At 60.9% G+C, this 19,565-nt stretch carries 21 protein-coding genes and 1 pseudogene; 10 read left to right on the forward strand and 12 right to left on the reverse strand.

What is annotated here, in order from left to right:
* Positions 1 to 1,269, reverse strand: a complete 1,269-nt coding sequence (locus A0W34_RS23670) for a vWA domain-containing protein (RefSeq protein ID WP_081558374.1) — start codon at positions 1,267 to 1,269, stop codon at positions 1 to 3.
* A 173-nt stretch (positions 1,270 to 1,442) separates the two neighbouring features.
* On the opposite strand from A0W34_RS23670, the gene A0W34_RS23675 reads away from it, so the two are divergent.
* On the forward strand, positions 1,443 to 2,405 hold the full coding sequence (locus A0W34_RS23675) for a sensor domain-containing diguanylate cyclase (protein WP_081558375.1): 963 nt from the start codon (positions 1,443 to 1,445) through the stop codon (positions 2,403 to 2,405).
* Between the two features lie 95 nt (positions 2,406 to 2,500).
* Here A0W34_RS23675 and A0W34_RS23680 read toward each other — a convergent pair whose 3' ends face one another.
* Positions 2,501 to 3,811, reverse strand: a complete 1,311-nt coding sequence (locus tag A0W34_RS23680) for an HNH endonuclease signature motif containing protein (protein ID WP_081558376.1) — start codon at positions 3,809 to 3,811, stop codon at positions 2,501 to 2,503.
* A gap of 158 nt (positions 3,812 to 3,969) precedes the next feature.
* Between A0W34_RS23680 and A0W34_RS23685 the strand changes: the two genes are divergently transcribed.
* The 4 genes from A0W34_RS23685 (at position 3,970) to A0W34_RS23700 (ending at position 6,630) form a co-directional block, all read left to right on the forward strand.
* Entirely contained in the window at positions 3,970 to 4,473 is a 504-nt protein-coding gene (locus A0W34_RS23685; protein WP_007731489.1) for a MarR family winged helix-turn-helix transcriptional regulator, read from the forward strand.
* Between the two features lie 11 nt (positions 4,474 to 4,484).
* The gene (locus A0W34_RS23690; protein ID WP_047271106.1) at positions 4,485 to 5,543 is read left to right on the forward strand and encodes an LLM class flavin-dependent oxidoreductase; all 1,059 of its coding nucleotides are present in this window, start codon (positions 4,485 to 4,487) and stop codon (positions 5,541 to 5,543) included.
* Between the two features lie 8 nt (positions 5,544 to 5,551).
* The gene (msuE, locus tag A0W34_RS23695) at positions 5,552 to 6,118 is read left to right on the forward strand and encodes an FMN reductase (protein ID WP_064073449.1); all 567 of its coding nucleotides are present in this window, start codon (positions 5,552 to 5,554) and stop codon (positions 6,116 to 6,118) included.
* 179 nt (positions 6,119 to 6,297) lie between these two features.
* On the forward strand, positions 6,298 to 6,630 hold the full coding sequence (locus tag A0W34_RS23700; protein ID WP_007731480.1) for a CD225/dispanin family protein: 333 nt from the start codon (positions 6,298 to 6,300) through the stop codon (positions 6,628 to 6,630).
* A 33-nt stretch (positions 6,631 to 6,663) separates the two neighbouring features.
* On the opposite strand, the gene A0W34_RS23705 is transcribed toward A0W34_RS23700, so the two are convergent.
* A complete protein-coding gene (locus tag A0W34_RS23705) occupies positions 6,664 to 7,818 on the reverse strand; it encodes an alpha/beta hydrolase (RefSeq protein WP_081558377.1) in 1,155 nt (384 codons plus the stop codon).
* A 38-nt stretch (positions 7,819 to 7,856) separates the two neighbouring features.
* Here A0W34_RS23705 and A0W34_RS23710 point away from each other — a divergent pair, with 38 nt between their 5' ends.
* Together A0W34_RS23710 and A0W34_RS23715 are read left to right on the forward strand one after the other, a co-directional pair.
* Positions 7,857 to 8,315: a DUF5990 family protein gene (locus A0W34_RS23710; protein ID WP_042452701.1), complete on the forward strand. Its 459-nt coding sequence runs from the start codon at positions 7,857 to 7,859 to the stop codon at positions 8,313 to 8,315.
* 76 nt (positions 8,316 to 8,391) lie between these two features.
* Positions 8,392 to 9,873, forward strand: a complete 1,482-nt coding sequence (locus A0W34_RS23715; protein WP_081558378.1) for a flavin-containing monooxygenase — start codon at positions 8,392 to 8,394, stop codon at positions 9,871 to 9,873.
* Between the two features lie 523 nt (positions 9,874 to 10,396).
* Here the strand turns inward: A0W34_RS23715 and A0W34_RS23720 are convergent.
* Both A0W34_RS23720 and A0W34_RS23725 read right to left on the reverse strand, forming a co-directional pair.
* Positions 10,397 to 11,167 carry an ABC transporter permease gene (locus tag A0W34_RS23720; protein WP_042452705.1) on the reverse strand — a complete coding sequence of 257 codons (771 nt, stop codon included), beginning with the start codon at positions 11,165 to 11,167 and terminating at the stop codon, positions 10,397 to 10,399.
* A 50-nt stretch (positions 11,168 to 11,217) separates the two neighbouring features.
* Positions 11,218 to 11,655, reverse strand: coding sequence for a GtrA family protein (locus A0W34_RS23725; RefSeq protein WP_020908979.1), 438 nt, complete (start codon positions 11,653 to 11,655; stop codon positions 11,218 to 11,220).
* A 141-nt stretch (positions 11,656 to 11,796) separates the two neighbouring features.
* Between A0W34_RS23725 and A0W34_RS23730 the strand changes: the two genes are divergently transcribed.
* Positions 11,797 to 12,504 carry a TetR/AcrR family transcriptional regulator gene (locus tag A0W34_RS23730; RefSeq protein ID WP_007731468.1) on the forward strand — a complete coding sequence of 236 codons (708 nt, stop codon included), beginning with the start codon at positions 11,797 to 11,799 and terminating at the stop codon, positions 12,502 to 12,504.
* A gap of 49 nt (positions 12,505 to 12,553) precedes the next feature.
* On the opposite strand, the gene A0W34_RS23735 is transcribed toward A0W34_RS23730, so the two are convergent.
* Entirely contained in the window at positions 12,554 to 14,050 is a 1,497-nt protein-coding gene (locus A0W34_RS23735) for an MFS transporter (RefSeq protein WP_081558379.1), read from the reverse strand.
* Between the two features lie 99 nt (positions 14,051 to 14,149).
* Here A0W34_RS23735 and A0W34_RS23740 point away from each other — a divergent pair, with 99 nt between their 5' ends.
* Positions 14,150 to 14,809, forward strand: a complete 660-nt coding sequence (locus A0W34_RS23740; RefSeq protein ID WP_080712681.1) for a TetR/AcrR family transcriptional regulator — start codon at positions 14,150 to 14,152, stop codon at positions 14,807 to 14,809.
* A 9-nt stretch (positions 14,810 to 14,818) separates the two neighbouring features.
* Here A0W34_RS23740 and A0W34_RS23745 read toward each other — a convergent pair whose 3' ends face one another.
* The 6 genes and pseudogenes from A0W34_RS23745 to A0W34_RS23765 form a co-directional block, all read right to left on the reverse strand.
* Positions 14,819 to 15,022: a PspC domain-containing protein gene (locus A0W34_RS23745; protein WP_003939828.1), complete on the reverse strand. Its 204-nt coding sequence runs from the start codon at positions 15,020 to 15,022 to the stop codon at positions 14,819 to 14,821.
* 190 nt (positions 15,023 to 15,212) lie between these two features.
* Positions 15,213 to 16,061 carry an alpha/beta fold hydrolase gene (locus A0W34_RS23750; RefSeq protein ID WP_020970664.1) on the reverse strand — a complete coding sequence of 283 codons (849 nt, stop codon included), beginning with the start codon at positions 16,059 to 16,061 and terminating at the stop codon, positions 15,213 to 15,215.
* Positions 16,062 to 16,604: 543 nt separating this feature from the next.
* Positions 16,605 to 17,567, reverse strand: a complete 963-nt coding sequence (locus tag A0W34_RS23755; RefSeq protein ID WP_081558380.1) for a DUF389 domain-containing protein — start codon at positions 17,565 to 17,567, stop codon at positions 16,605 to 16,607.
* Between the two features lie 175 nt (positions 17,568 to 17,742).
* Positions 17,743 to 18,087 (reverse strand): annotated as a pseudogene (locus tag A0W34_RS23760) (transposase); the annotation flags it as partial.
* Positions 18,088 to 18,110: 23 nt separating this feature from the next.
* On the reverse strand, positions 18,111 to 18,278 hold the full coding sequence (locus tag A0W34_RS32820) for a hypothetical protein (protein ID WP_155277909.1): 168 nt from the start codon (positions 18,276 to 18,278) through the stop codon (positions 18,111 to 18,113).
* Between the two features lie 155 nt (positions 18,279 to 18,433).
* Positions 18,434 to 18,787 carry a winged helix-turn-helix transcriptional regulator gene (locus tag A0W34_RS23765; protein ID WP_007731459.1) on the reverse strand — a complete coding sequence of 118 codons (354 nt, stop codon included), beginning with the start codon at positions 18,785 to 18,787 and terminating at the stop codon, positions 18,434 to 18,436.
* Positions 18,788 to 18,896: 109 nt separating this feature from the next.
* Between A0W34_RS23765 and A0W34_RS23770 the strand changes: the two genes are divergently transcribed.
* Positions 18,897 to 19,517, forward strand: coding sequence for a malonic semialdehyde reductase (locus A0W34_RS23770; protein ID WP_007731458.1), 621 nt, complete (start codon positions 18,897 to 18,899; stop codon positions 19,515 to 19,517).
* Positions 19,518 to 19,565 lie beyond the last annotated feature (48 nt).

Here is a 19,565-nt window from a genome sequence, read left to right on the forward strand (position 1 = left end):
TCACGGCGTTGTGATGCCCGCGGCTACAGCTGCCTTGTGCCAATCCGGGAATTCACTCAGCAAACGGGTGTACAACTGGGCGTCGTCGACGGTGTCGATGTCGTCCAGCGCGAAGAATCCGGCATTGTCGACCACCCTGCCGTCGAGGTCGTCGAGCTTCTCCAGCACTCCGTAGTTGGCCTTGCCGATTCCGACGAACTGCCAAAAGGCCGGGAGCCCAGACGCTTCGCGCATCAATTTCGTGATTTCCTTGCGCTCGCTGAAGCCACCGTCGGTGAAGAACAGGACGAGCGTCGGCGCGGAACCACGTGTCAGGCCGGAAAGAATCTCAGTCATGATCGGCACTTCACGATTTGCGGCGCCGATCTTGTCGTAGTTGAATCCGCCGTGCGAGCCGCGCAAGTGCAGGTAGGTATCCGACCACTCTTCCGCGTCATGGACAGAGATCTCGGGAAGTTTGACGAAGCTGACTGCATACAAGTACGGCTCCAGCTTGCCGTCGTCATCGAGTTGGATCGCAACGGGAATCATGCGTTCGACAACACGATGCACCACTCTGGTGCGGTACTGCTTGGCCATACTTCCGGTTTTGTCGATCACCAGGACCACCCGTGCCCGAATTCCGTTGCCACCCTTGGTCAGCAGGACCTTGGCCACTTCGCGCTTTCGGAGGTCCAGCTTCTCCCGCTTCACCATGGAGAGTTTGGCTTCGTCGGGCACGGTCCGGATACCGCCTGTCGATTCAGCAGAGCCGGCGGGTCGAGCCGGCGGTTCCTCGTCGACCGAAACGCCGAATGCTGTTACCAGGTCCGCCAATCCGCTGTCCCAGCCAGCTGACACGTTTCGCAGCTTCCAGCCCGTGCCGCGGCGATAGATCTCGACGAGAACCGCTGCTCTCTCACTCGTCAACCCCAAAGCCTGAGCCGCGATGGCGGTGGAACCAACCTGCTCCACCACGATCCCAAGGCCCCCGACAGCAGACAGGGTTCCGTTTGCCGCCGCATCAAGTGCCACGGCAACACTCAGCTGATGGATGTCAGCGGGCAACCTCGCAATGTCGATTTCGATGACGCCGCCGGACTCCAAGCGCACCGCGCCTTCGGGTGAGACCGGCTGATTGAAGAAGACAAAATCTGCGTCGTCCCGTACTTCGTTCCGTTCGTCGAGCTGGAACACCATCAGGTCTACCGTGCCCGGGGCGCTACCGTTCACCGCCACCTTCAGCGAAGTTCCCTCAACGACTGTGTTCGCTCCACGCGCCAGCTCCATACCGGAAGATTAGCTGGCCACCAAAGAATCAACGGCCCCGCGGTCGGAAGAATCACAGCACACTTTCAGCAATCGCGAGGATTCTCGAGGCAGACTGTTCGTGGAAGATTTGTCGCACGCGGGACCAAGAGCCTGAACATCGACAGAATCCTAGGGTCGATCAGGAGGTCAAAATGCCGCACGGCCAGACGCGCACCATCCCGATGTTGCCACTCTTGCCACCTTTGACGAATTTCGACGACGCAAGTCGCTCGGTCGTGTCCTACCTCGACGAATATCTTCCGCTGGCACTGTGGTCGATCACGCGGTTCGACGGGTCCAATCAAATCTTTCTCACCGTCTCACCCAACCCACTCCACATCGAAGTCGGCGAGACCCGGGCTTGGCCAAACACCATATGCAGCGAGGTGGTACTCGGAAATGCGCCGCCAGTCTCTTCGAATCGGGCGCTCGTGCGCGCACTGTCCCGTGATGGCAGGTGGGAAGGCATTGGCGCATACGTCAGCATCCCAATCCTCCACAACGACGGCAGTCTCTTCGGCACTCTGTGTGGCGCCGACCCGAGTGCGGGCGACTCCGCACTCGAGGACAACCTAGCCCTCCTCAATCTCCTGTGCCGACTTCTCGGAACCATTCTCGATGTCGACTATCAGCGCGCGCAGTCAGTCCGACTGGCCGAAACTGCGCAACTCGATGCCGAGACCGACCCGTTGACAGGTCTTCTCAATCGGCGCGGGTGGAATCGCATCCTCGAGGCCGAGCAAACTCGGTACCGCCAATTCGCCGATCCGGGAGCTATCATCATCGTCGATCTGGACGGCATGAAGACCATCAACGACGAACTCGGCCACGCCGCGGGCGACGAATACGTTCAAAGGGCCGGCAAGATCTTGGCAGCGTGCGCGCACCCTGGTGCGGTGGTTTCACGGTTGGGCGGAGACGAGTTCGGAATCGCTCTGCCCGATACACAGCCGCGCGCCGTCGACTACCTGCTCGAGTGTTTGGAGAAGGCGTTCCGGAATGCCGACGTCTGTTGTTCGATCGGTCGAGCCGACTTTTCCATGACCCAAAGCCTTTCCGAGACTTGGGATACGGCCGATGCGGAGATGTACCGCCACAAGCGTTCGAAGCGCTGATTCGACTCCTCCACGGCCGGTTGGCACCGCATCGGAGGATCCCTTCGATGCGGTGCTCGGTCCGTGTTCTGTTGTCGCCAAAGAGGTTTGACCTCTCAGGTTTTGAAGGTGGTGTTCGCCGGCCTGGGTTGCTGTCCGGGGTCGATCGAGGGCGGCGGGATGAACCAGGGTTTGTTGTCGGCGCCGATTCGGATTTCCCATTTGCCGACGAACCCGGATTTCCGGTGCATCAGTCGGTGATGTGAACGGCACAGCAGGACCAGGTTGTTCATCACCGTCGGGCCGCCGTTCGCCCAGTGCCGGATATGGTGCGCATCCGTCCAGGCAGGCACACATGAACACCCCGGGAACGCGCAGCCTTTGTCTCGGGCGATCAAGGCCACTCGCTGTTCGGGGGTGACCAATCGTTTTCCGGGTTTCGCATCCAAGGGTGCGCCGTGGCCATCGAGCAGGACGGTGGAGAGGAAGCAGTCGCAGCCGAGGAGTCTGGTCTGCGAGACGGACAGTGGCCCCAGCCACGGCATGTGCCCGACATCAAGATCGGCCAGGTCCAGTGAGCCGTCATCACCCGAATCCGAAGACTGTGCGGAACAATCCCGATGCTCGACCAGATCCCGAGCATTGATGTGCACATTCACGTGCGGACGCCGACCACCATCGGTTCCGGTCTTAGCGCAATCGAGATACCGGCGGATTAGTTCCGTGAACCCGTCCGCCGTCCGTTTCGCCGCCGACCGAGAATCCGGCGTCCCATCCGGTGCCGGGGTGGGCATCGTCAGATTCGACAACGCCGACAACAACATTTCACCGGTGAGGGCATCGAAATCCCCACGCACCACCACCCGACCGTTCAACGTCGACGCGATCCGCAACTCATTCCGATCCACATCCTCGGCGGGCGGAATCTCATCCGATTCGAAAATGCGCTCTAACGTCGCGATCACGTTCCGCACTTTCGTCGTCGTCGCCTCCACCCCCGACGCGGCAGCCAACAACAAATCGATACAGCGAGGGAGCGCCTCCTCCGGCATGCCCTTCGGCGGTGACTCACAGAACGCCACGATCAACACAGCATGATCGAACGAGCAATCCCCGCCATCGAACCGAGCCGCCACCGCCGGAAACGGCCGCAAAGCCGCACCCAGCGCGGCGATCTTCTTCCCGTCCCGAACCTGCAGCATCGTGTTCGCCGCCAACCAGGACCCGACTCCACGGCTGGCAATCACCTGATCATCCGGGCGCAACGACAACTCGTCCACCACCGCCACACGCACCGCTTCCAGGCGCAGAATCTCCGCACTCGCCTCGACAGCAGCAGCACGCAACTCGGCAGAAGACAACCGCCACAGGCGTCCGCGTAACCCCACCGCAGAACCCGACACCACATCCGACAACAAGACACTCATTGAATCCCCCGATCCCCTCCCCAAACAATACTCGAACATGAGTTCGAGTCAATACCTCGCTACCAGCGCAAATAAGAGCAGGGAATAGTTCGACGGTCGCACGCGTATTATTTGAGTAAGCAATACTTGCGGTCGCAAATAAATGGAGGGCGTCACCGATGACAACTGATGAACACGTACGTGGTCGTGTGTGGCGCGACCTCGTCGTCTCCCACAGCGTCATCCTCGGCAAGATGGAGGCGGATCTTCGAACCACCACCGGGCTCACCCTTGGCCAGTACGACGTTCTGCTCCGACTGCACGAAGCTCCGGGAAACACGATCCGAATGGGCGATCTGGCCGAACTGGTCCTGGTCACCACCAGTGGCGTGACGCGCGTCGTCGATCGATTGGTCGAGGCCGGATTAGTGGAGCGCGTTAGACCGGACAACGATCGACGCGTCGTGACGGTATCGATGACGCCTGCGGGCAAGAAGACGCTTCGAAAAGCGTCCGCCATACACACGCGAGGGATCGCCGAATACTTCTCCGATCTCATTGAAACCGAGGAGCTTCCGGTGCTCGAACGCTTCTTCTCCCGACTTGCCACACATCACACGAATCAAGGCGGCGCATGCGATGCGCACGTAGAACAGCTTTCCATCACCCCCACGAACAGATAGCGAGAAACAACATGGCTTTCGAATTGGGCGTCTACCATTTCGGTGAACTCACCCCAGATCCCACCACCGGCGCGATGATGAATCCCGGTGTCCACCTTCGTCATTTGGTGGAGCAGGCAACCGTTGCCGATCAGGTTGGACTCGATGTCTTCGGCGTCGGCGAGCACCATCGCACCGACTTCGCAGTCTCAGCCCCTGCCGTTGTGCTCGCGGCAATGGCTCAGGCTACCGACAACATCAAGCTGTCCAGCGCCGTAACCGTACTCAGTTCCGACGATCCCGTACGTGTGTTCCAACAGTTCGCGACAGTCGACCTGCTTTCCGAAGGCCGTGCCGAGATCATTGCCGGCCGAGGTTCGTACACGGAGTCATTTCCGCTCTTCGGGTACGACTTGTCCCAGTACAACGAACTCTTCGCCGAAAAGCTTGATCTACTACTGAAACTGCGCGACGAAAACCCGATCAACTGGGAAGGACAACTTCGCCCACCACTGATCGACGGTGACGTGACGCCCCGCCCGGACCGTCAGATTCCGGTGTGGATCGCAGTCGGAGGCACTCCGGCCTCTGTCGTCCGTGCCGCGAAACTGGGCCTGCCCCTCTCACTGGCCATCATCGGTGGAAGCTACCAACAGTTCGAACCGTTCGTCGATCTATACCGCAGGGCTGCAGCGGAGTTCGGACACGATCCGAAGAAACTGGCTGTCTCGATTGCTTCGCCAGGATTTGTCGATACCTCGAAGCAAACAGCACTCGACACGTCGTACCCGTACTTCCAGGCCGGGTGGATGCAGAATCATCATCAGCGCGGAAACGGAGTTCCCATGCCCCGCAGGGCATATGAAGCGCAGGCAACCACCGCGGGTGCGTTCTTCCTCGGCGGCCCGCAGGAAATCATCGACAAGACGATGGCGCAGTACGAACTGTTCCATCATGACCGCATCATGATCCAGATGGGGTTCGGCAACGTGCCACAGAAGGACATGCTGCGTGCGATCGAGATCCTCGGCACCGAAGTAGCCCCCGTTGTGCGTAAGGAAATCGAATCACTGAAGTCGTCCCAAGAATAGGAGTTTCGATGAGCACACCGCTCAAAATTGTTGCCGTTGTCGGCAATCTCCAAAAACCCTCCAAGACTCGTGCCCTCGTCGACCTGATCGTCGAAACCTTGGGAGACTTCGAGCAGATCGACACACGAGTTTTCGAGATCGTGGATCTGATTCCAGGTCTTGCATCTGCTCTGGATCGCGATCACGTCGACTCAGTGACCGCCGAAGCGCTGGCAGCAGTCGAGTCCGCCGATATCGTCATCGCGGCGTCACCGGTGTTCCGCGGTTCGTACACGGGAATGTTCAAGCATTTTTTCGATCTCGTCGACCAGTACGCGCTTGCCAACACTCCGGTGATTCTTGCCGCTACAGGTGGTAGCGACCGCCATGCTCTCGTGTTGGATCATGCCCTGCGGCCACTGTTCGCTTTCTTCCAAGCGCTGACCGCTCCGGTCGGAATCTATCTCGGCTCCGGTGATTTCGACGGAACGACCATCCTCAATCCCGAGGTATTCGAACGTATCGAGATGGCAGCAAAGGACGTCCTGCCGGTAGCGAGGATGCTCGCGGAGCGGAATCGAGTTGCGCTGACGTGAACACCCCTCGTCTGCACAACAATGACCCGGAACCACCACCAGCGGTCACGACTGGCAATGCGGCTGATCCAGCACACTTACGCCGCTGATCCACATCGCATCACCGAACACCGTTTTTCAGTGATTCTTCAGCTCCATCGCAGTAGCGTCGAAAGGGCCACCTCATGTCAGGAGCCCCCATGACCACCCCGGATCAACCCACTGTCCAGCAATCCGTTCCTCAGCACCCGATTCGACCACCCGTCAATGCGGGCTGGGCAGTGGTCTCGCTGCTGTTCTTCTGGCCGCTTTCCTTCTCCGCTTTCACGCACGCCTTCAACGTGTATCCGCTGTGGGCTGACGGCGATGTGGCCGGGTCGCGGTATGCGTCCGATCGAGTGAAACGGCTCGGTCAGATCTCGCTGTGGATCGCAGGCGGCCTACTACTCCTGGTCTGCATCCTGTACGCGATTGCGGCAATCGTGTGGTTCGCCAACGGTGGCCACGATTACGGTCCGCGGCGTATGCGCTGAACAGCCACCCTGGACAACCACACCACCAGGACATCACCTCATCAATCGATCGACGAACTCCATGGTCTGGTCCATCGAAGCGACCGTCGTTTGACCGTGGCTGATTCCGGCGAGTTCTTGATACTCGAACTGCGTTCCCCGCGAACGCATGTCGACCAGTTGCGCCCAGGTAAGGGCGACAGGAACCGTTGTGTCCGACACGCTCTGCACCACGCGCAGTGGACGGTCGTAGCCGTCGACCGGCACCTGCATCATCGCGCGAAACAGATCGTGGAAGCGTGGCGTCCATACCGACCGAGAAAACAACGAGCTCAATTGGATTCGTTCGGCGCGAATGTGGCGGCCGAGATCTCCGGCGCACAGTGTCCGAGCCTTTTCCATCCACTCGATCCCCTGCGGCGAGAGAACCTCGCGAATGTTCTCTTCGGGTCGTTGATCGTCGATCCCGGCCAGAACGTACAGCGCGTATCCCACCAGCCCGGTGATGCCGAAGTCGGGAAACAGCGGTCCGCCCAACGGAAACAGCCCTTCCATGTGTGTGGGGCCGGCAACAACGACCGAGCCGCGGAAATCCAATTCCGGTGCACGAGTGGTGGCCTCGTGTCCCGCGAAGTACGCCGCATGACCACCTTCGGACAAACCCGCGACCATCCACCGCGGACTCAGCACATTGCCGTACAACTCGTGCGCGGCCCGCACGATGTCGACGGCATTCGCCCCGGCGGCATGTCCGTCGAGATAGGCCAGCACCCCGTCGGTACCAACTCCCGAGTAGTCGGTAGCGACCACCGCGTACCCCTGCTCCAACCAGCGTTCGATCGGTTCGATCTCGCCCGGACCGAGTCCGGTCGACGAGGGTGCACACTGATCCGCACTGCCCAAAGTTCCGTGGGCATAGGAGATGACGGGCCAACCGCCCGCCGGTGGGGCGCCTTCCGGCAGAAATACGGACCCTGACGACTCTCCCCATCTGTCAGCGGTACGCAGAGTTCGATAGACGACCCGCTGCGTCTCACCGGCGCCGACCGGAAACACTGCGGCCGAGAGTTCGCCATAGGACTCCAGCGCGCCCGCGACTTCCGGTTCGTCCGCCGTCGCCACTGCAACACCTGACCCCCACCCGAGACCCGACAACAGAATGCTCGCCACCACGGCCGCAACAGAGGTTCTACCCGAACGACTCACCACGCCAACCCCTCCCGACCTATGCAGAGCATGATGTCGATATGCAGATCATCATCACCGGTCACAGCCTGCCCGGACGTGAGTGTTCCGAAACCGCAACCTTCGAAGAGCGCAGCAACATCCACGTCGGCGTTCAGCGCCGAGGCAAGCCACACGAAATCCTCGACCTCGTACCGGGAGATACCGAGACAGTGCGATGGGAACTGACAGCGAGTCTGGAGCGAAAGTCCGGTGCCTGGGACTTACTCGGTCCATACATCCAGGGTCCACCTCGCGGACGCTTCATCTACCTGTCCTGGGTGACGGTATCCGATGACCAGACGTTCGAGATGTTTCGGCGCGCAAAGCTGATGCTCGACGCGATCCCCGAGCACATCGCCGAGGAGGCCGACGCTTCCGGCATGCTCCACGGAGACCTCGGCCTCACCGACGCCGCAGGTAAACCACTGTGTGCGGCTATCCGACCGCCGACGATCACATGGTCATCCTCGCCTTACTGAGCATCGTTCAGTAGTGTGGAGATCGAACACTTAGTCTGCCCGGTGGCCCCACACGATCGATACGGAGTCCGAACTGATGAGCACCGAACACCTCGATGTCCTGATCGTCGGCGCCGGCTTGTCCGGCATCGGTGCTGCGTATCGACTCCAGACCGAGCTTCCCGGCAAGTCGTACGCAATCCTCGAGGCCCGTGCGAACAGTGGCGGAACCTGGGACCTCTTCAAATACCCTGGCATCCGATCGGATTCCGACATGTTCACGCTCGGCTACCCGTTTCGGCCGTGGACAGATGCCAAAGCAATCGCCGACGGTGATTCGATCCTCCGGTACGTGCGCGACACCGCGCGAGAGAACGGGATCGACAAGAAGATTCGGTACAACCGGAAGGTGACGGCCGCATCATGGTCGTCAGCGGACTCGACGTGGACAGTCACGGTCACGACCGGCGACGAAGACGAAACATTGACCTGTAACTTCCTCTATCTCTGCAGCGGTTACTACAGCTACGAGGGCGGATACACCCCCGACTTCCCCGGACGTGAATCGTTTGCCGGCGAGGTTGTGCACCCGCAGTTCTGGCCCGAAGAACTCGATTACTCCGACAAGAAGGTCGTTGTGATCGGAAGCGGCGCCACCGCAGTCACATTGGTCCCCACGATGTCACGGGACGCAAGCCACGTCACGATGCTCCAGCGATCACCGACATACATTCTGGCTCTGCCGTCCAGCGACAAATTATCGGACACCATTCGCGCAGTACTGCCGAATCAACTCGCGCACAGCATCGCTCGATGGAAGAGCATCGTAGTGAACCTGAGTTTCTACCAACTGTGCCGGCGCAGTCCTGCGCGCGCAAAGCGGTTGCTGAACCTCGCGATCAGTCGCCAACTCCCGGAAGAGATCCCACTCGATCCTCACTTCACACCCACCTACGATCCCTGGGATCAACGCTTGTGCGTCGTACCGGACGGCGATTTGTTCAAAGCCCTCCGATCCGGCAAGGCCTCGATCGAGACCGATCACATCGACACTTTCACCGAGACCGGAATTCGTCTCGCGTCAGGTCGCGAACTCGAAGCTGACATCATCGTCACTGCAACAGGATTGAAGATGGAAGCGTGCGGCGGGATGTCGATCGAAGTGGACGGCGAACCCGTCACCCTCGGTGATCGTTACGCCTACAAGGGCATGATGATCAGCGACGTACCGAACTTCGCGATGTGCGTCGGCTACACCAACGCCTCGTGGACTCTGCGAGCAGATCTCACGTCGATGTACGTCTGCCGACTGCTGACGGAGATGGACAAGCGCGGCTATTCGAAGTGCGTGCCGCACGCGAGCGAAGAGATGGACCAGCGGCCGATCCTGGACCTGGCGTCGGGGTACGTCATGCGTGCTGTGGAACAGTTCCCGAAGCAGGGATCGAAGTCACCGTGGAACATGCGTCAGAACTACATCCTTGATCGTCTTCACTCGACGTTCGGGAGCATCAACGACCACATGACGTTCTCGAAGGCGCCAGCTCGACATTCGACACCGGTACCGAGCAAGAGTTGAGCGGACCACGAACAACCAGGTAGAGCAATCGGGCGAAGCCACCAATCGATCCGACGACAAAGAACACACCCGAACCTGCGACTACTGCACAGAGCGCACCGAGAACGATGATCGCCGACGCTTCTACCATTCGACCGGCGGACTCCGATCCGAGAACGTGTATTTCATCAACTCCTTCGTCCATAAAACTATTTTCAGCCAACCGTCCAGCCGGTTTGTAGGGACTTTAGTCGCGAGTCGGATCAAAATGGACTCATAATTGCAGGTCAAGCGTTCAGTTGGCCATTCCGGCCGGATGATCTCCAGTCCGTTCCGTTGTGATGGTCGGCAACAGAGTGCTGGTCGAATACATGGACGATTCACGAATCGAAACGGTCGTATCAAATCTCCGTGCCTCTCCACCCACTCTTACGCAGGGTGTGGCCCAGCAGCGTGACCACCAGTGAAAACATCGGCAGGGCAATGATCACCCTCGCGGCAAACACCCCCGATCTTCCCGGCCGCGTCCTTCGCAGCGACAAGATCAACGAACTCGCGCAGGCCTGACAGCTTGACCTCGAAAGACGAAACCGCGGGCGACGAGTTCCAACGCCACGGCCACCGAGCAGGTTTGTGCCAACAACAACCCTGCCAATACAAGAATTTGCACAGCACCGGCCTGAACGGCCGATCCCGTCGCGAGCAACACACCGACAAAGGCTCCGGGCAATGTCACGAGGCCGACGGTGCGCGTCTGGTCGACTCCAGGCAGCAGAGCATCGGAGGCAGCGGTGCGGGCTACCTCCCACCGCGCATCGCGTTGGGAAAATCCAAGGCTCAGTGCTGCTTCCACTTCCCCGTACCGGTCGTCGACGGCGTCGAGTCCGCGTTTGGCTGCCATCGATGTTGCAGTCATCGCGCCACCCAGAACAATGCCGCCGATCGGCACCAGAGCGACGCCTTGCAGCGGAACCACTCCGGACAGCAGCATCAGTGGCAGAACCACACCGATTCCCGACGCCAACGCGATGGTCAGCCAAACTCCGGACGTCCCCGCGTTCGAGCGTCGTGCCGCGGTGAAAGACGCTGCAACGAACATGCCGACGAGCACGAGGAGCGCCGACCAGATGTGGGCCAAGGCGGCGGCAAGGATCAACGAAATCGCAGCCAACTGAAGAGCGCCACGAGCGAGGGCACCGGGGACCACCCGAACGCTACCGAGATAGGTGAATCGGTAGACGAGCGTGGCGACAAGTGCCATGACGATGCAGAGCACAGCCAGACGGATGCCGGAGTCGGCTATCGAAAGGCTCATGGGTCTCAGTGTTCCCTACGAGCCGAGTCCGATCCGAATTCGAGAACCGCTCAGAACACCCAACCGCGAAGGGCGACGAATCGCAGGCCACCGACAATTCCGCTCACGGCGATCACAAGCCCGGCTTGAAGAAGCCCGTCGGCGCCCGGGAGAAGGAAGCCGAGCGCACTGATGGCGGCAGAACTGGCGATCAACCCGACCAGTGCGAGTCCACCACCTTCCCACTGCGCGGTGAACCAGTTGACGCGATCCGCGGCATGGAAGGTGAGCCGGCGATGCAGCTCATTGGCCAGAATGGTGCTCAAGACCGCACCAACTGCGTTGGCGACCAGCGCTCCGTCACCGCGCAGCGCCAGAAAAGCGGCAAAGTACAAGATGTTGCTGGCTCCGCCGACGAGGGCAAAACGAACGAGCTGAGCAAAGGCGCCGTCGCCGGCAAGGGCGCGAAGCCTCGTTGCCGCGAAACCTGCACTCCGCGTACCCACCATCGAGATCGGATTGCTCCCGACCCAGATGTCAGACGTGCTCATATCGGCTTCTCTCATACGGACAATCGGAACCACACGTTCCGCTTAGTAATATAGCACTAACGGAATCGATCATTCCGCTTAGTGCCGTAGACTGTGAGGATGCCGACAACACACCCCGACGCTTCTCATGCGGGGACCTCGGCCGACTGCTCACAGCCGCGCCTTCGGTCCGACGCCAAGGCCAACCTCGAGCGCATCCTCAACTCCGCTCGCGAGGTGTTCGCTGCCCAAGGACTCGACGCCACGCTGGCGGACGTCGCGAAGCACGCCGGCGTCGGCGTCGGCACCGTCTATCGCCGGTTCGCCAGCAAGGACGAACTGATCCAGGCACTGTTCGACACGCGGTGTTCCGAGATCGAAACGATCGCCGCCACCGCCCGAGAGATGCCCGACGCCTGGGAAGGTCTTGTCTACTTTCTCGACGTGATCTCTCTGCGCATGGCAGACAACCGCGGATTCGGCGATCTCCTGATGGACGGACGCTTCACGTCCGACACCTTCGCGCGCGCGCGCGCCGGGATCGCTCGACACACTGCGGTACTTGTCAATCGAGCCAAGGAACAGGGCACCCTGCGCAGCGACTTCGAAGTCAACGACATTCCGCTTCTCATGCAGGTCGTCAAGATGGCCCAGAAGTTCGGTGGCGACGAGGCCCCTCAGGCTTACCGCCGCGCACTCGGGTTCATGATCGACGGACTCTGCGCGTCCCGCACCGACCATCGGGAACTGCCCGTGCCGGCGCTGTCCTCCGAGCAACTCGATCACGTCCTTCATCGGTTTCAGGCAACGCCCGGGAAGAACTGCTGAGTCGATTTCGGGGTCGACGCCATTGCGGCGTCGACCCCGAAATTTGCTGTCAGTGGGCGATTACCGGTTCACCTTCCGGCGAATCCGGAAGCAGTCCACTCCGAAGAACCAGTCCGGTCAAGACCGCGCCGACCGCGAATATGCCTGCGGCCCAATAGAACGTCGTGGTGTAACTCTCGACGGCGGCCTGCGCCTGAGTCAGCGGATTCATCTCGCGGCCCACCAGGTAGTTGGTGGAAGCCGAGGCGGCAATCGTGCTGAGCAGTGCAGTTCCGATCGAGCCGCCCACCTGCTGCATCGTGTTGACCGTGGCAGATGCGACGCCGGCATCTTCGTGATGCACGCCTGAAGTTGCTCCCTGCATCGACGGGGCGAAAATGCTGCCCATGCCGAGTCCGGTGACGACGAGCCCCGGCAGAATGTGTACTGCATAGGTGCTGTCCACGGAAATCTGGGCCAGCAGCGTCATTCCGATCGCCGCGATGACCATTCCGCTCACGATCAGCAGTCGCGGACCGACGCGCGGCAGCAAAACCGCTGTCGAAAGCGTTGCCGCTGTCACGATTCCGAACACCATCGGCATGAATGCGAGGCCGGTCATGATCGGGCTGTACCCGAGGATCAGCTGCATGTAGTACGTCAGGAACAGGAAGACTGCGAACATGCCTGCGCCGGAAAGGAAGATCGCCAGGTACGAGCCCGCCCGGATTCGGTCGAGGACCACCCGCAGCGGAAGAAGTGGGTGCTCGGACTTGGTCTGCCAGTAGATGAACGCCGCCATGAACACGACGCCGGCAACGAGCCACGAGATAGTGGGAGTTGCACTCCACCCGTCCGACTCGGCCTTCGAGAATCCGAAGACGATGCTGAACAAGCTGATCGACACCAGGATCGTTCCGGGGATGTCGAGTTTGGGTCGCGAGTCACTGGTGTGCGGCGCGAGCAACAGGACTGCACCGACCAGGGCGATCGCCGCGAAGAAGAGATTCACGAAGAGGCACCAGCGCCAGTCGACCCACTCGGTGAGTGCGCCGCCGAGCAGCAGTCCGATGGCGCCACCACCGCCGGCAACGGCACCGAAGATACCGAACGCCTTGGCACGCTCACCTGGATCCGTGAATGTCACGGACAGCAGCGACAGGGCTGCCGGGGCAAGGAGCGCACCGAATACGCCTTGGCCGGCACGAGCGGCAACAAGCATTTCGAAGTTGACGGCTGCGCCACCGATGGCGGAAGCGACTGCGAAGCCGATCAGGCCGACGATGAAAGTTCGCCTGCGCCCGAACAAGTCGCTCAATCGACCGCCGAGTAGCAGCAAACTGCCGAACGCCAATGCGTATGCCGTGATGATCCACTGGCGGTCCGAATCACCGAACTCCAGTGAGCGCTGCGCAGCAGGCAGCGCGATGTTGACGATGGTGGCATCCAAGACCACCATCAGCTGCGCAATTCCCAGAACCGCGAGAACCAGCCACCGCTTTGCGTGGTTGTCCCCTGAAGGCGCTGAGGACTGCTCGAATTCAGTCCGTTCAGCAATGTCTGACATAGTCCCTCGCCCAACCTATGCGGAGATGGCTTCTCCGGTTAGCAAAAACGCTACACGAAAACGGAGAGGCTGTCTCCACTTGGCGGGTAGAGTGGGGACATGAGTACCGCAATGGAGCGCCCCCTTCGCGCCGATGCTGCACGTAATCGGCAGTTGATCATCGACGCCGCACGTGAATTGTTCGCCGAAGAAGGGATCGACGTCACACTCGACGACGTCGCCCGGCGCGCGGGGGTCGGCGTCGGAACGGTCTATCGGCGGTTCGCCAGCAAAGAAGAATTGATCGACGGAGTCTTCCAGCAGAACTTCGCCGACATGGCAGCGGCCGCGGACGCGTCACTTGCCAATCCGGATCCGTGGGACGGACTTGTCACCTTTGCCGAATTCGCCTGCAGCCGTATGTCGGTCAACCGCGGACTCAAAGACGTCCTGAACGGAACCGACGAGGGATGCGAGCAAGTCGCATGCCAACGATCCATCATCGAACCGTCGGTCGAGAGGATCTTCTACCGGGCCCAGGAGGCCGGGATGCTGCGCACCGACGCCGTACCGACGGACCTGTTCGGCCTCATCTTCATGGTGGGCGCAGTCACCGAATTTGCTCAGCCCGTCAACCCGACCGTGTGGCGTCGATACCTCTCGGTAATGCTCGACGGCCTACGCACGGAGGGCCTGCACCGTGACGCACTGCCCCTTCCTCCACTGAGTTCGGAGGAATTGCACGAGGCCAAGCAATGTCTGAAAGACCGCCGCCGTTGAGCGGTTCGGTCAGATCTGCTCACGAGGAATGAAAATCCACATCACGATGTAGATCAGAAACTGCGGGCCGGGCAGCAGGCACGAGAGTACGAACAGCAAGCGGACAGTCGACGACTTCCAACCGAAGTACCGAGCGATTCCGGCGCACACCCCACCGAACATTGCTCCCGAGCGGGCGCGGGTGAGCTTGCGGGTATTCATCGGGGAGGTCATGTGTTGTTTCCTTTCAACGGAACTCGCGGTTCATCCGCGTCGACCTCCACTATCCGCTGCCGATCCACCTGTGCGCATCAGGCCATGGACCCATCTTTTCCGACGCGGTGTGTCCTCAGGTACGAGTCCGTCCCCGCGTCGGACTCAGGGTTCTCCCCCACACCCCGGCCTCGGACCTCAGCTTCGCACCTCAGCAGGGAAACATGCGTCGAAGCCGTTTCGGAGCCGCAAAAGGTTGCCAGTTGTCGACGTCCTGCGCCAGACGATCGGCAACGGTCCACAACGCCGACGGGTTGTGGGTCAACCCCATGTGACTGCCTTGCACCGCAATGCTTTCCGACAGGCCTGCCGAGGTTTCACAGCACGCTTGCCATGGAACGATACCGTCGTGCCTGGAGTAGACCGACGTGGCGGGAACGGAAATAGGCGATCCCTGTTCGGATTCGATGCCGTCGACCGGAGGCAGTATCGCGTGATTGCCGGACAAACGAGCGTAGAGAGATCCGACTCTCGTCTGCTCCAGACTGGTGAGACCGAAAGGACTTCCCAGTGTCACTACCTGACGCACCGAATCCGGCAGGTCCCTCGCCAGCTTTCGAGCGTAGATACCGCCCAGACTCCAGCCAATTACCGACACCTTCTGCTCGTATCGATCTGCTACCTCGGCCAATGCGGCAGGCAGTCCGTCGACCACCGTCGCCGTCGGACCGGTGTTCAGACCCAGATTCCAACCGTGAACCCGGTATCCGAGAAAGCTCAAGTATGTCCTCAAGGCGAGAGTCGAAACGTCCGAAGTCAGCAATCCGGGGAGAACGAGGACCGGATGCCCGTCCCCACGCGGCGATCGAAGCAACCACGGAGCCGCGAGAAGCAGTGAAGCGATGTCGACCAGTCCGCGCGTCGGTTCGCTCAGACACATCGCCAAGGATGGTGGCCCCGGAACGAGTGGGTCGACTTCACGAATCAGCGTCGATCGCTGTGCCCAATCGAATTCGGTCTCCGCGAAATCGATCGCCGAGACTTCCGCAACTACGGACACCTGAACTCCTGTCGGCCGGTGCCCTCGTCGGGGCGTGTGGTTGGGCGGTTCCGCGAGCTGTGTGCTCAACCCGCGGAACCTTGTCCTCATCCACCACCGGTAGCGAACCAGGACCCGTTCTGCCCACAGATTCGTGACCAAAGGCCTCTCGACCACACGAACACTGTGTGATCCAGAACACTAGTTTTGGTTACGTTGCATCTACGTTGCGTAGATGTTTCATCGCTACCAAGGAGAATCTCGACAAGTCTTGTCAAGCACTGCGGTAGGCCGTTTCCTCCGGCAGAGCCGCCGGCGCTGCAGGTCCGAAGGGTCTGAGTGAAGTCATGCGGCCAATCGGTTGCGTCTCGATTGATCCCCTTTTCCAGTCGCTGCAACCAGCCTGGAAGCCATGATCGGTACAGACAGCGGTACCCAGATCCGACAGTTCGCATGCCGGATCTGTTTGTCGCGACGTTTGTCGGCGCAGACATTCCCACCGATCCGCAAGACAGCTGTCAGCCTGAAGCCTCGAAAGTCCAGTTCCGGCAGTGGGTCAGGCGCCTACGGCGATGTGCCAGGCCTGGCGTCCCGGCGCGTGACTGATTTCCATTGGCGGCCGGATCGGGGCAACGAGAACAGCAGCAGCACAACTACTCCAGCGAGCACGATACCGATCAGATTGACACCGAGCTGAGCCAGCGAACTCAGCACGACATTCCACTTACCTGCGAAGACCGCAACGACCGCCAATCCCGCAGCTGGCACCGTCGTCACCGAGATGAACACCCCCACCAGGACCGTAGAGGTAGAGGTGACCGTTGCCAGCATGCCAGCCGCTCCCGCCAGCAGTGCTACCACCAGTGAGAACGGCCCCACCTCGTAGATGAAGTCGAATGCGCGGGCGTTCTCGACATCGCCGATTCCGACCCAGCCCAGACGAATCCACAGCAAGGTAGCCAGGCCGGTGAGGGCCATCGCGGCCGGAAACGAGATCGCGAGGGTACGAATCGAATTTCGCACGAGATCTTTGTCTCGACGTACCAGACCCACTGAAAGCGCTGCCAGCGGCCGGAACTCCGGCCCCACCACCATTGCACCGACCAGGGTCAGCGGCGACGCCGTGGCAACACCGACTGCCGAGAGCAAAAACGCGATCACCAGGAAGGCCAGGAACGCCGGAGTCAGTCGGGCACCTTCGCGCACCTGACCGAGCAACTGCTCCCACACCACTCTCTCGTCGGGTCTTCTCGGGGCCGCAGTGTCCGCCCGTTCTGCGGAGAAGGACAGCATGGTTCCCGCCGGCTCGAACGAAATACCGCCAGCCCTCACCAGGTCCAGAGCAGTCAACGCGGCAAGCACGTCGTTCGCGCATGCGCGGGCTACATCGGCCTCGATCACATCTCCCGGCGGATCGACAGCGGCTCTGAGTGCGAGTGTCACATGAGTAGCCCCAGGTTCGGCGGCCAACATGTTCAGCACATCTCCGGTCCGCTCACTCGGCGAGATGACACGCAGATGCAGCACAGTATTGTCTCCTTCAGCCGGCGGTGGCCTCGGGTGCAGGCAGCATCGACGGCCGGTCCATCACCGGAAACCATAGCGGGCTCGGACATGTCACAACACCGTGGATTCTCAGCGCTACGAGCCACACTCCCCCGGCGCACATACATCTACCGCACTGCGTTAGTCGCTAGGGCGCTCACGCAGCCGCGGCGGTAGTCGGTCCAAGTTGATAGATCGCGTTATCGCGGAGGAGCGCCCACCACACGTTCAGTCTCCGCCTCCCAACGCAAGAACCGCCTGCGTATGACACTGCCCCTCGGCCCGTTTGCGGGTACAAAAAGCCTACGACTGAGCGTTGTGCCGGATACTGTGCTGCGCGGACAGATAGAAGGCCCGCAACAGCCTGCGGTCGTACCTGCGCAGCCGGCGCAGATTTCCACTGACTCGGCCCGAATCTCGCGGCACAGGCGCTAGACCCTGAGATGCCGGCCAATCTGTCTGCGCTTCCGAACGCAGACACGTCACCACCCGTGGCGGCGACATCTGCCCAGCCACCCGCACCAACTACCCGTTTGCGGCCTCGACCGCGGCGTCGTCAATCCGAGAGGCGTTGTATGCCTTCTTGTTCCGGAACCACACTTCCGACTTCGTCCGGCCGAATTTTCGAAGTCCGTCAGGCGATTGATAGGTCGAGTCGTCGAGAACACCGGGCGGCCGTTCTCCTTCAGCCATGCGAACAGCAGCACGAAAAGAGCCATACCCGGCGTCCCCAGGCAGCCCCGAACCGACAAATGTTCGGCCAGTATCGCCCGGGAAAAACGGTAAGGAAATATCAACTGGCAGAAACAGGACCCGCGCAGTCGCTGAACTGCCGTTCGAGCTAGCGCTCAGTTCGAGCAACTCTCGGGTGGCAGATTTTCGGCGGCCCACGTTGTCAGTTCACTGAGAGCGGGGAGCAGCGCCTGCCCCGACGCTGTGAGTTCGTACTCCACGGCGATGGGCGGACCTGCATCGACGCTCCTCGTCACCAGGCCTGCCCCTGCCAACTCCGTCAGGCGTTCCGAGAGCACCGAATCACTGATCCCGCCCACCGCGCGCTTGAGTTCGGAGAATCCCGCCGGCCCGTTCAGCAGCGTGCCGAGAATGACGCCGTTCCACCGTTTGCCCAGGAAGCCGAACGCGCGGGCCAGAGCCCCGTCACATGCGCGGGGCTCGTGTCCCGCTTCGCTCTTGCTTGCCACCCCACCATCCTAGCCACAGTGCTAACGTATCCGTAGGCACTATTTTTTTACTAGCAACTAGCTTTACCGGGTGATGCTCGGTCGAGCTACCACGGAACGGAAACCCCCGATGTCTCTCGACGCAGCCACCCCATTCACCGCCCAGCAACTCGACGAAGCCGGCCGCGAGCTCCTCTTCACTGCGGCTCGCACCGCCAACTCCTTCTCGAACGAACCTGTGACCGACGACGAACTGACTGCGATCTGGGAGCTCGCGAAGTGGGCACCGACCGCGGCCAACACCAATCCGCTACGTGTGCTGTTCGTTCGTACCGAGGAAGGCAAAGCACGCCTCGTCGAACACATGGCAGACGGCAACAAAGCCAAGACCGAGGCCGCTCCTGCAGTTGCCGTACTGGCGGTGGACACCGAGTTCTACAAGCACATCCCCAACCTGTTCCCCATTCGCCCGGAGATGAAGGACTACTTCGAATCCGACGAGGCTGCCGCCAGTTCGACGAGTCGGTTCAATGCCGCACTTCAGGCCGGCTATGTGATCCTCGCGATTCGCGCACAGGGTCTGGTCGCCGGCCCGATGGCCGGGTTCGACGCCGACGGCATCGACGGCGAATTCTTCGCAGACGGACGTTTCAAGACGATCCTCGTGGTGAACATCGGCCATCCCGGTGAGAACCCCTGGTTCGATCGTCTGCCGCGCCTCTCCGATGAGGATGCGCTCAGCTGGGCCTGAGGCCAATTCGGACAAATCAAGCAATGCGGGAGAGTTCTGCGGAACTCT

Origin of the sequence: Rhodococcus sp. BH4 (genome assembly GCF_002079265.1) — a bacterium.
Taxonomy (GTDB): Bacteria; Actinomycetota; Actinomycetes; order Mycobacteriales; family Mycobacteriaceae; genus Rhodococcus_F; species Rhodococcus_F qingshengii.

Excerpts from the sequence above, each read along its gene's own strand:
- A0W34_RS23740 (WP_080712681.1), top strand. The coding sequence starts at position 14,150 with ATGAGTACCGCAATGGAGCGCCCCCTTCGCGCCGATGCTGCACGTAAT.
- A0W34_RS23710 (WP_042452701.1), top strand. The coding sequence starts at position 7,857 with ATGCAGATCATCATCACCGGTCACAGCCTGCCCGGACGTGAGTGTTCC.
- A0W34_RS23685 (WP_007731489.1), top strand. The coding sequence starts at position 3,970 with ATGACAACTGATGAACACGTACGTGGTCGTGTGTGGCGCGACCTCGTC.
- A0W34_RS23715 (WP_081558378.1), top strand. The coding sequence starts at position 8,392 with ATGAGCACCGAACACCTCGATGTCCTGATCGTCGGCGCCGGCTTGTCC.
- A0W34_RS23745 (WP_003939828.1), bottom strand. The coding sequence starts at position 15,022 with ATGACCTCCCCGATGAATACCCGCAAGCTCACCCGCGCCCGCTCGGGA.
- A0W34_RS23720 (WP_042452705.1), bottom strand. The coding sequence starts at position 11,167 with ATGAGCCTTTCGATAGCCGACTCCGGCATCCGTCTGGCTGTGCTCTGC.
- A0W34_RS23700 (WP_007731480.1), top strand. The coding sequence starts at position 6,298 with ATGACCACCCCGGATCAACCCACTGTCCAGCAATCCGTTCCTCAGCAC.
- A0W34_RS23770 (WP_007731458.1), top strand. The coding sequence starts at position 18,897 with ATGTCTCTCGACGCAGCCACCCCATTCACCGCCCAGCAACTCGACGAA.
- A0W34_RS23735 (WP_081558379.1), bottom strand. The coding sequence starts at position 14,050 with ATGTCAGACATTGCTGAACGGACTGAATTCGAGCAGTCCTCAGCGCCT.
- A0W34_RS23725 (WP_020908979.1), bottom strand. The coding sequence starts at position 11,655 with ATGGTGGGTACGCGGAGTGCAGGTTTCGCGGCAACGAGGCTTCGCGCC.
- A0W34_RS23730 (WP_007731468.1), top strand. The coding sequence starts at position 11,797 with ATGCCGACAACACACCCCGACGCTTCTCATGCGGGGACCTCGGCCGAC.
- msuE (WP_064073449.1), top strand. The coding sequence starts at position 5,552 with ATGAGCACACCGCTCAAAATTGTTGCCGTTGTCGGCAATCTCCAAAAA.
- A0W34_RS23670 (WP_081558374.1), bottom strand. The coding sequence starts at position 1,269 with ATGGAGCTGGCGCGTGGAGCGAACACAGTCGTTGAGGGAACTTCGCTG.
- A0W34_RS23675 (WP_081558375.1), top strand. The coding sequence starts at position 1,443 with ATGCCGCACGGCCAGACGCGCACCATCCCGATGTTGCCACTCTTGCCA.
- A0W34_RS23680 (WP_081558376.1), bottom strand. The coding sequence starts at position 3,811 with ATGAGTGTCTTGTTGTCGGATGTGGTGTCGGGTTCTGCGGTGGGGTTA.
- A0W34_RS23690 (WP_047271106.1), top strand. The coding sequence starts at position 4,485 with ATGGCTTTCGAATTGGGCGTCTACCATTTCGGTGAACTCACCCCAGAT.
- A0W34_RS32820 (WP_155277909.1), bottom strand. The coding sequence starts at position 18,278 with ATGGCTGAAGGAGAACGGCCGCCCGGTGTTCTCGACGACTCGACCTAT.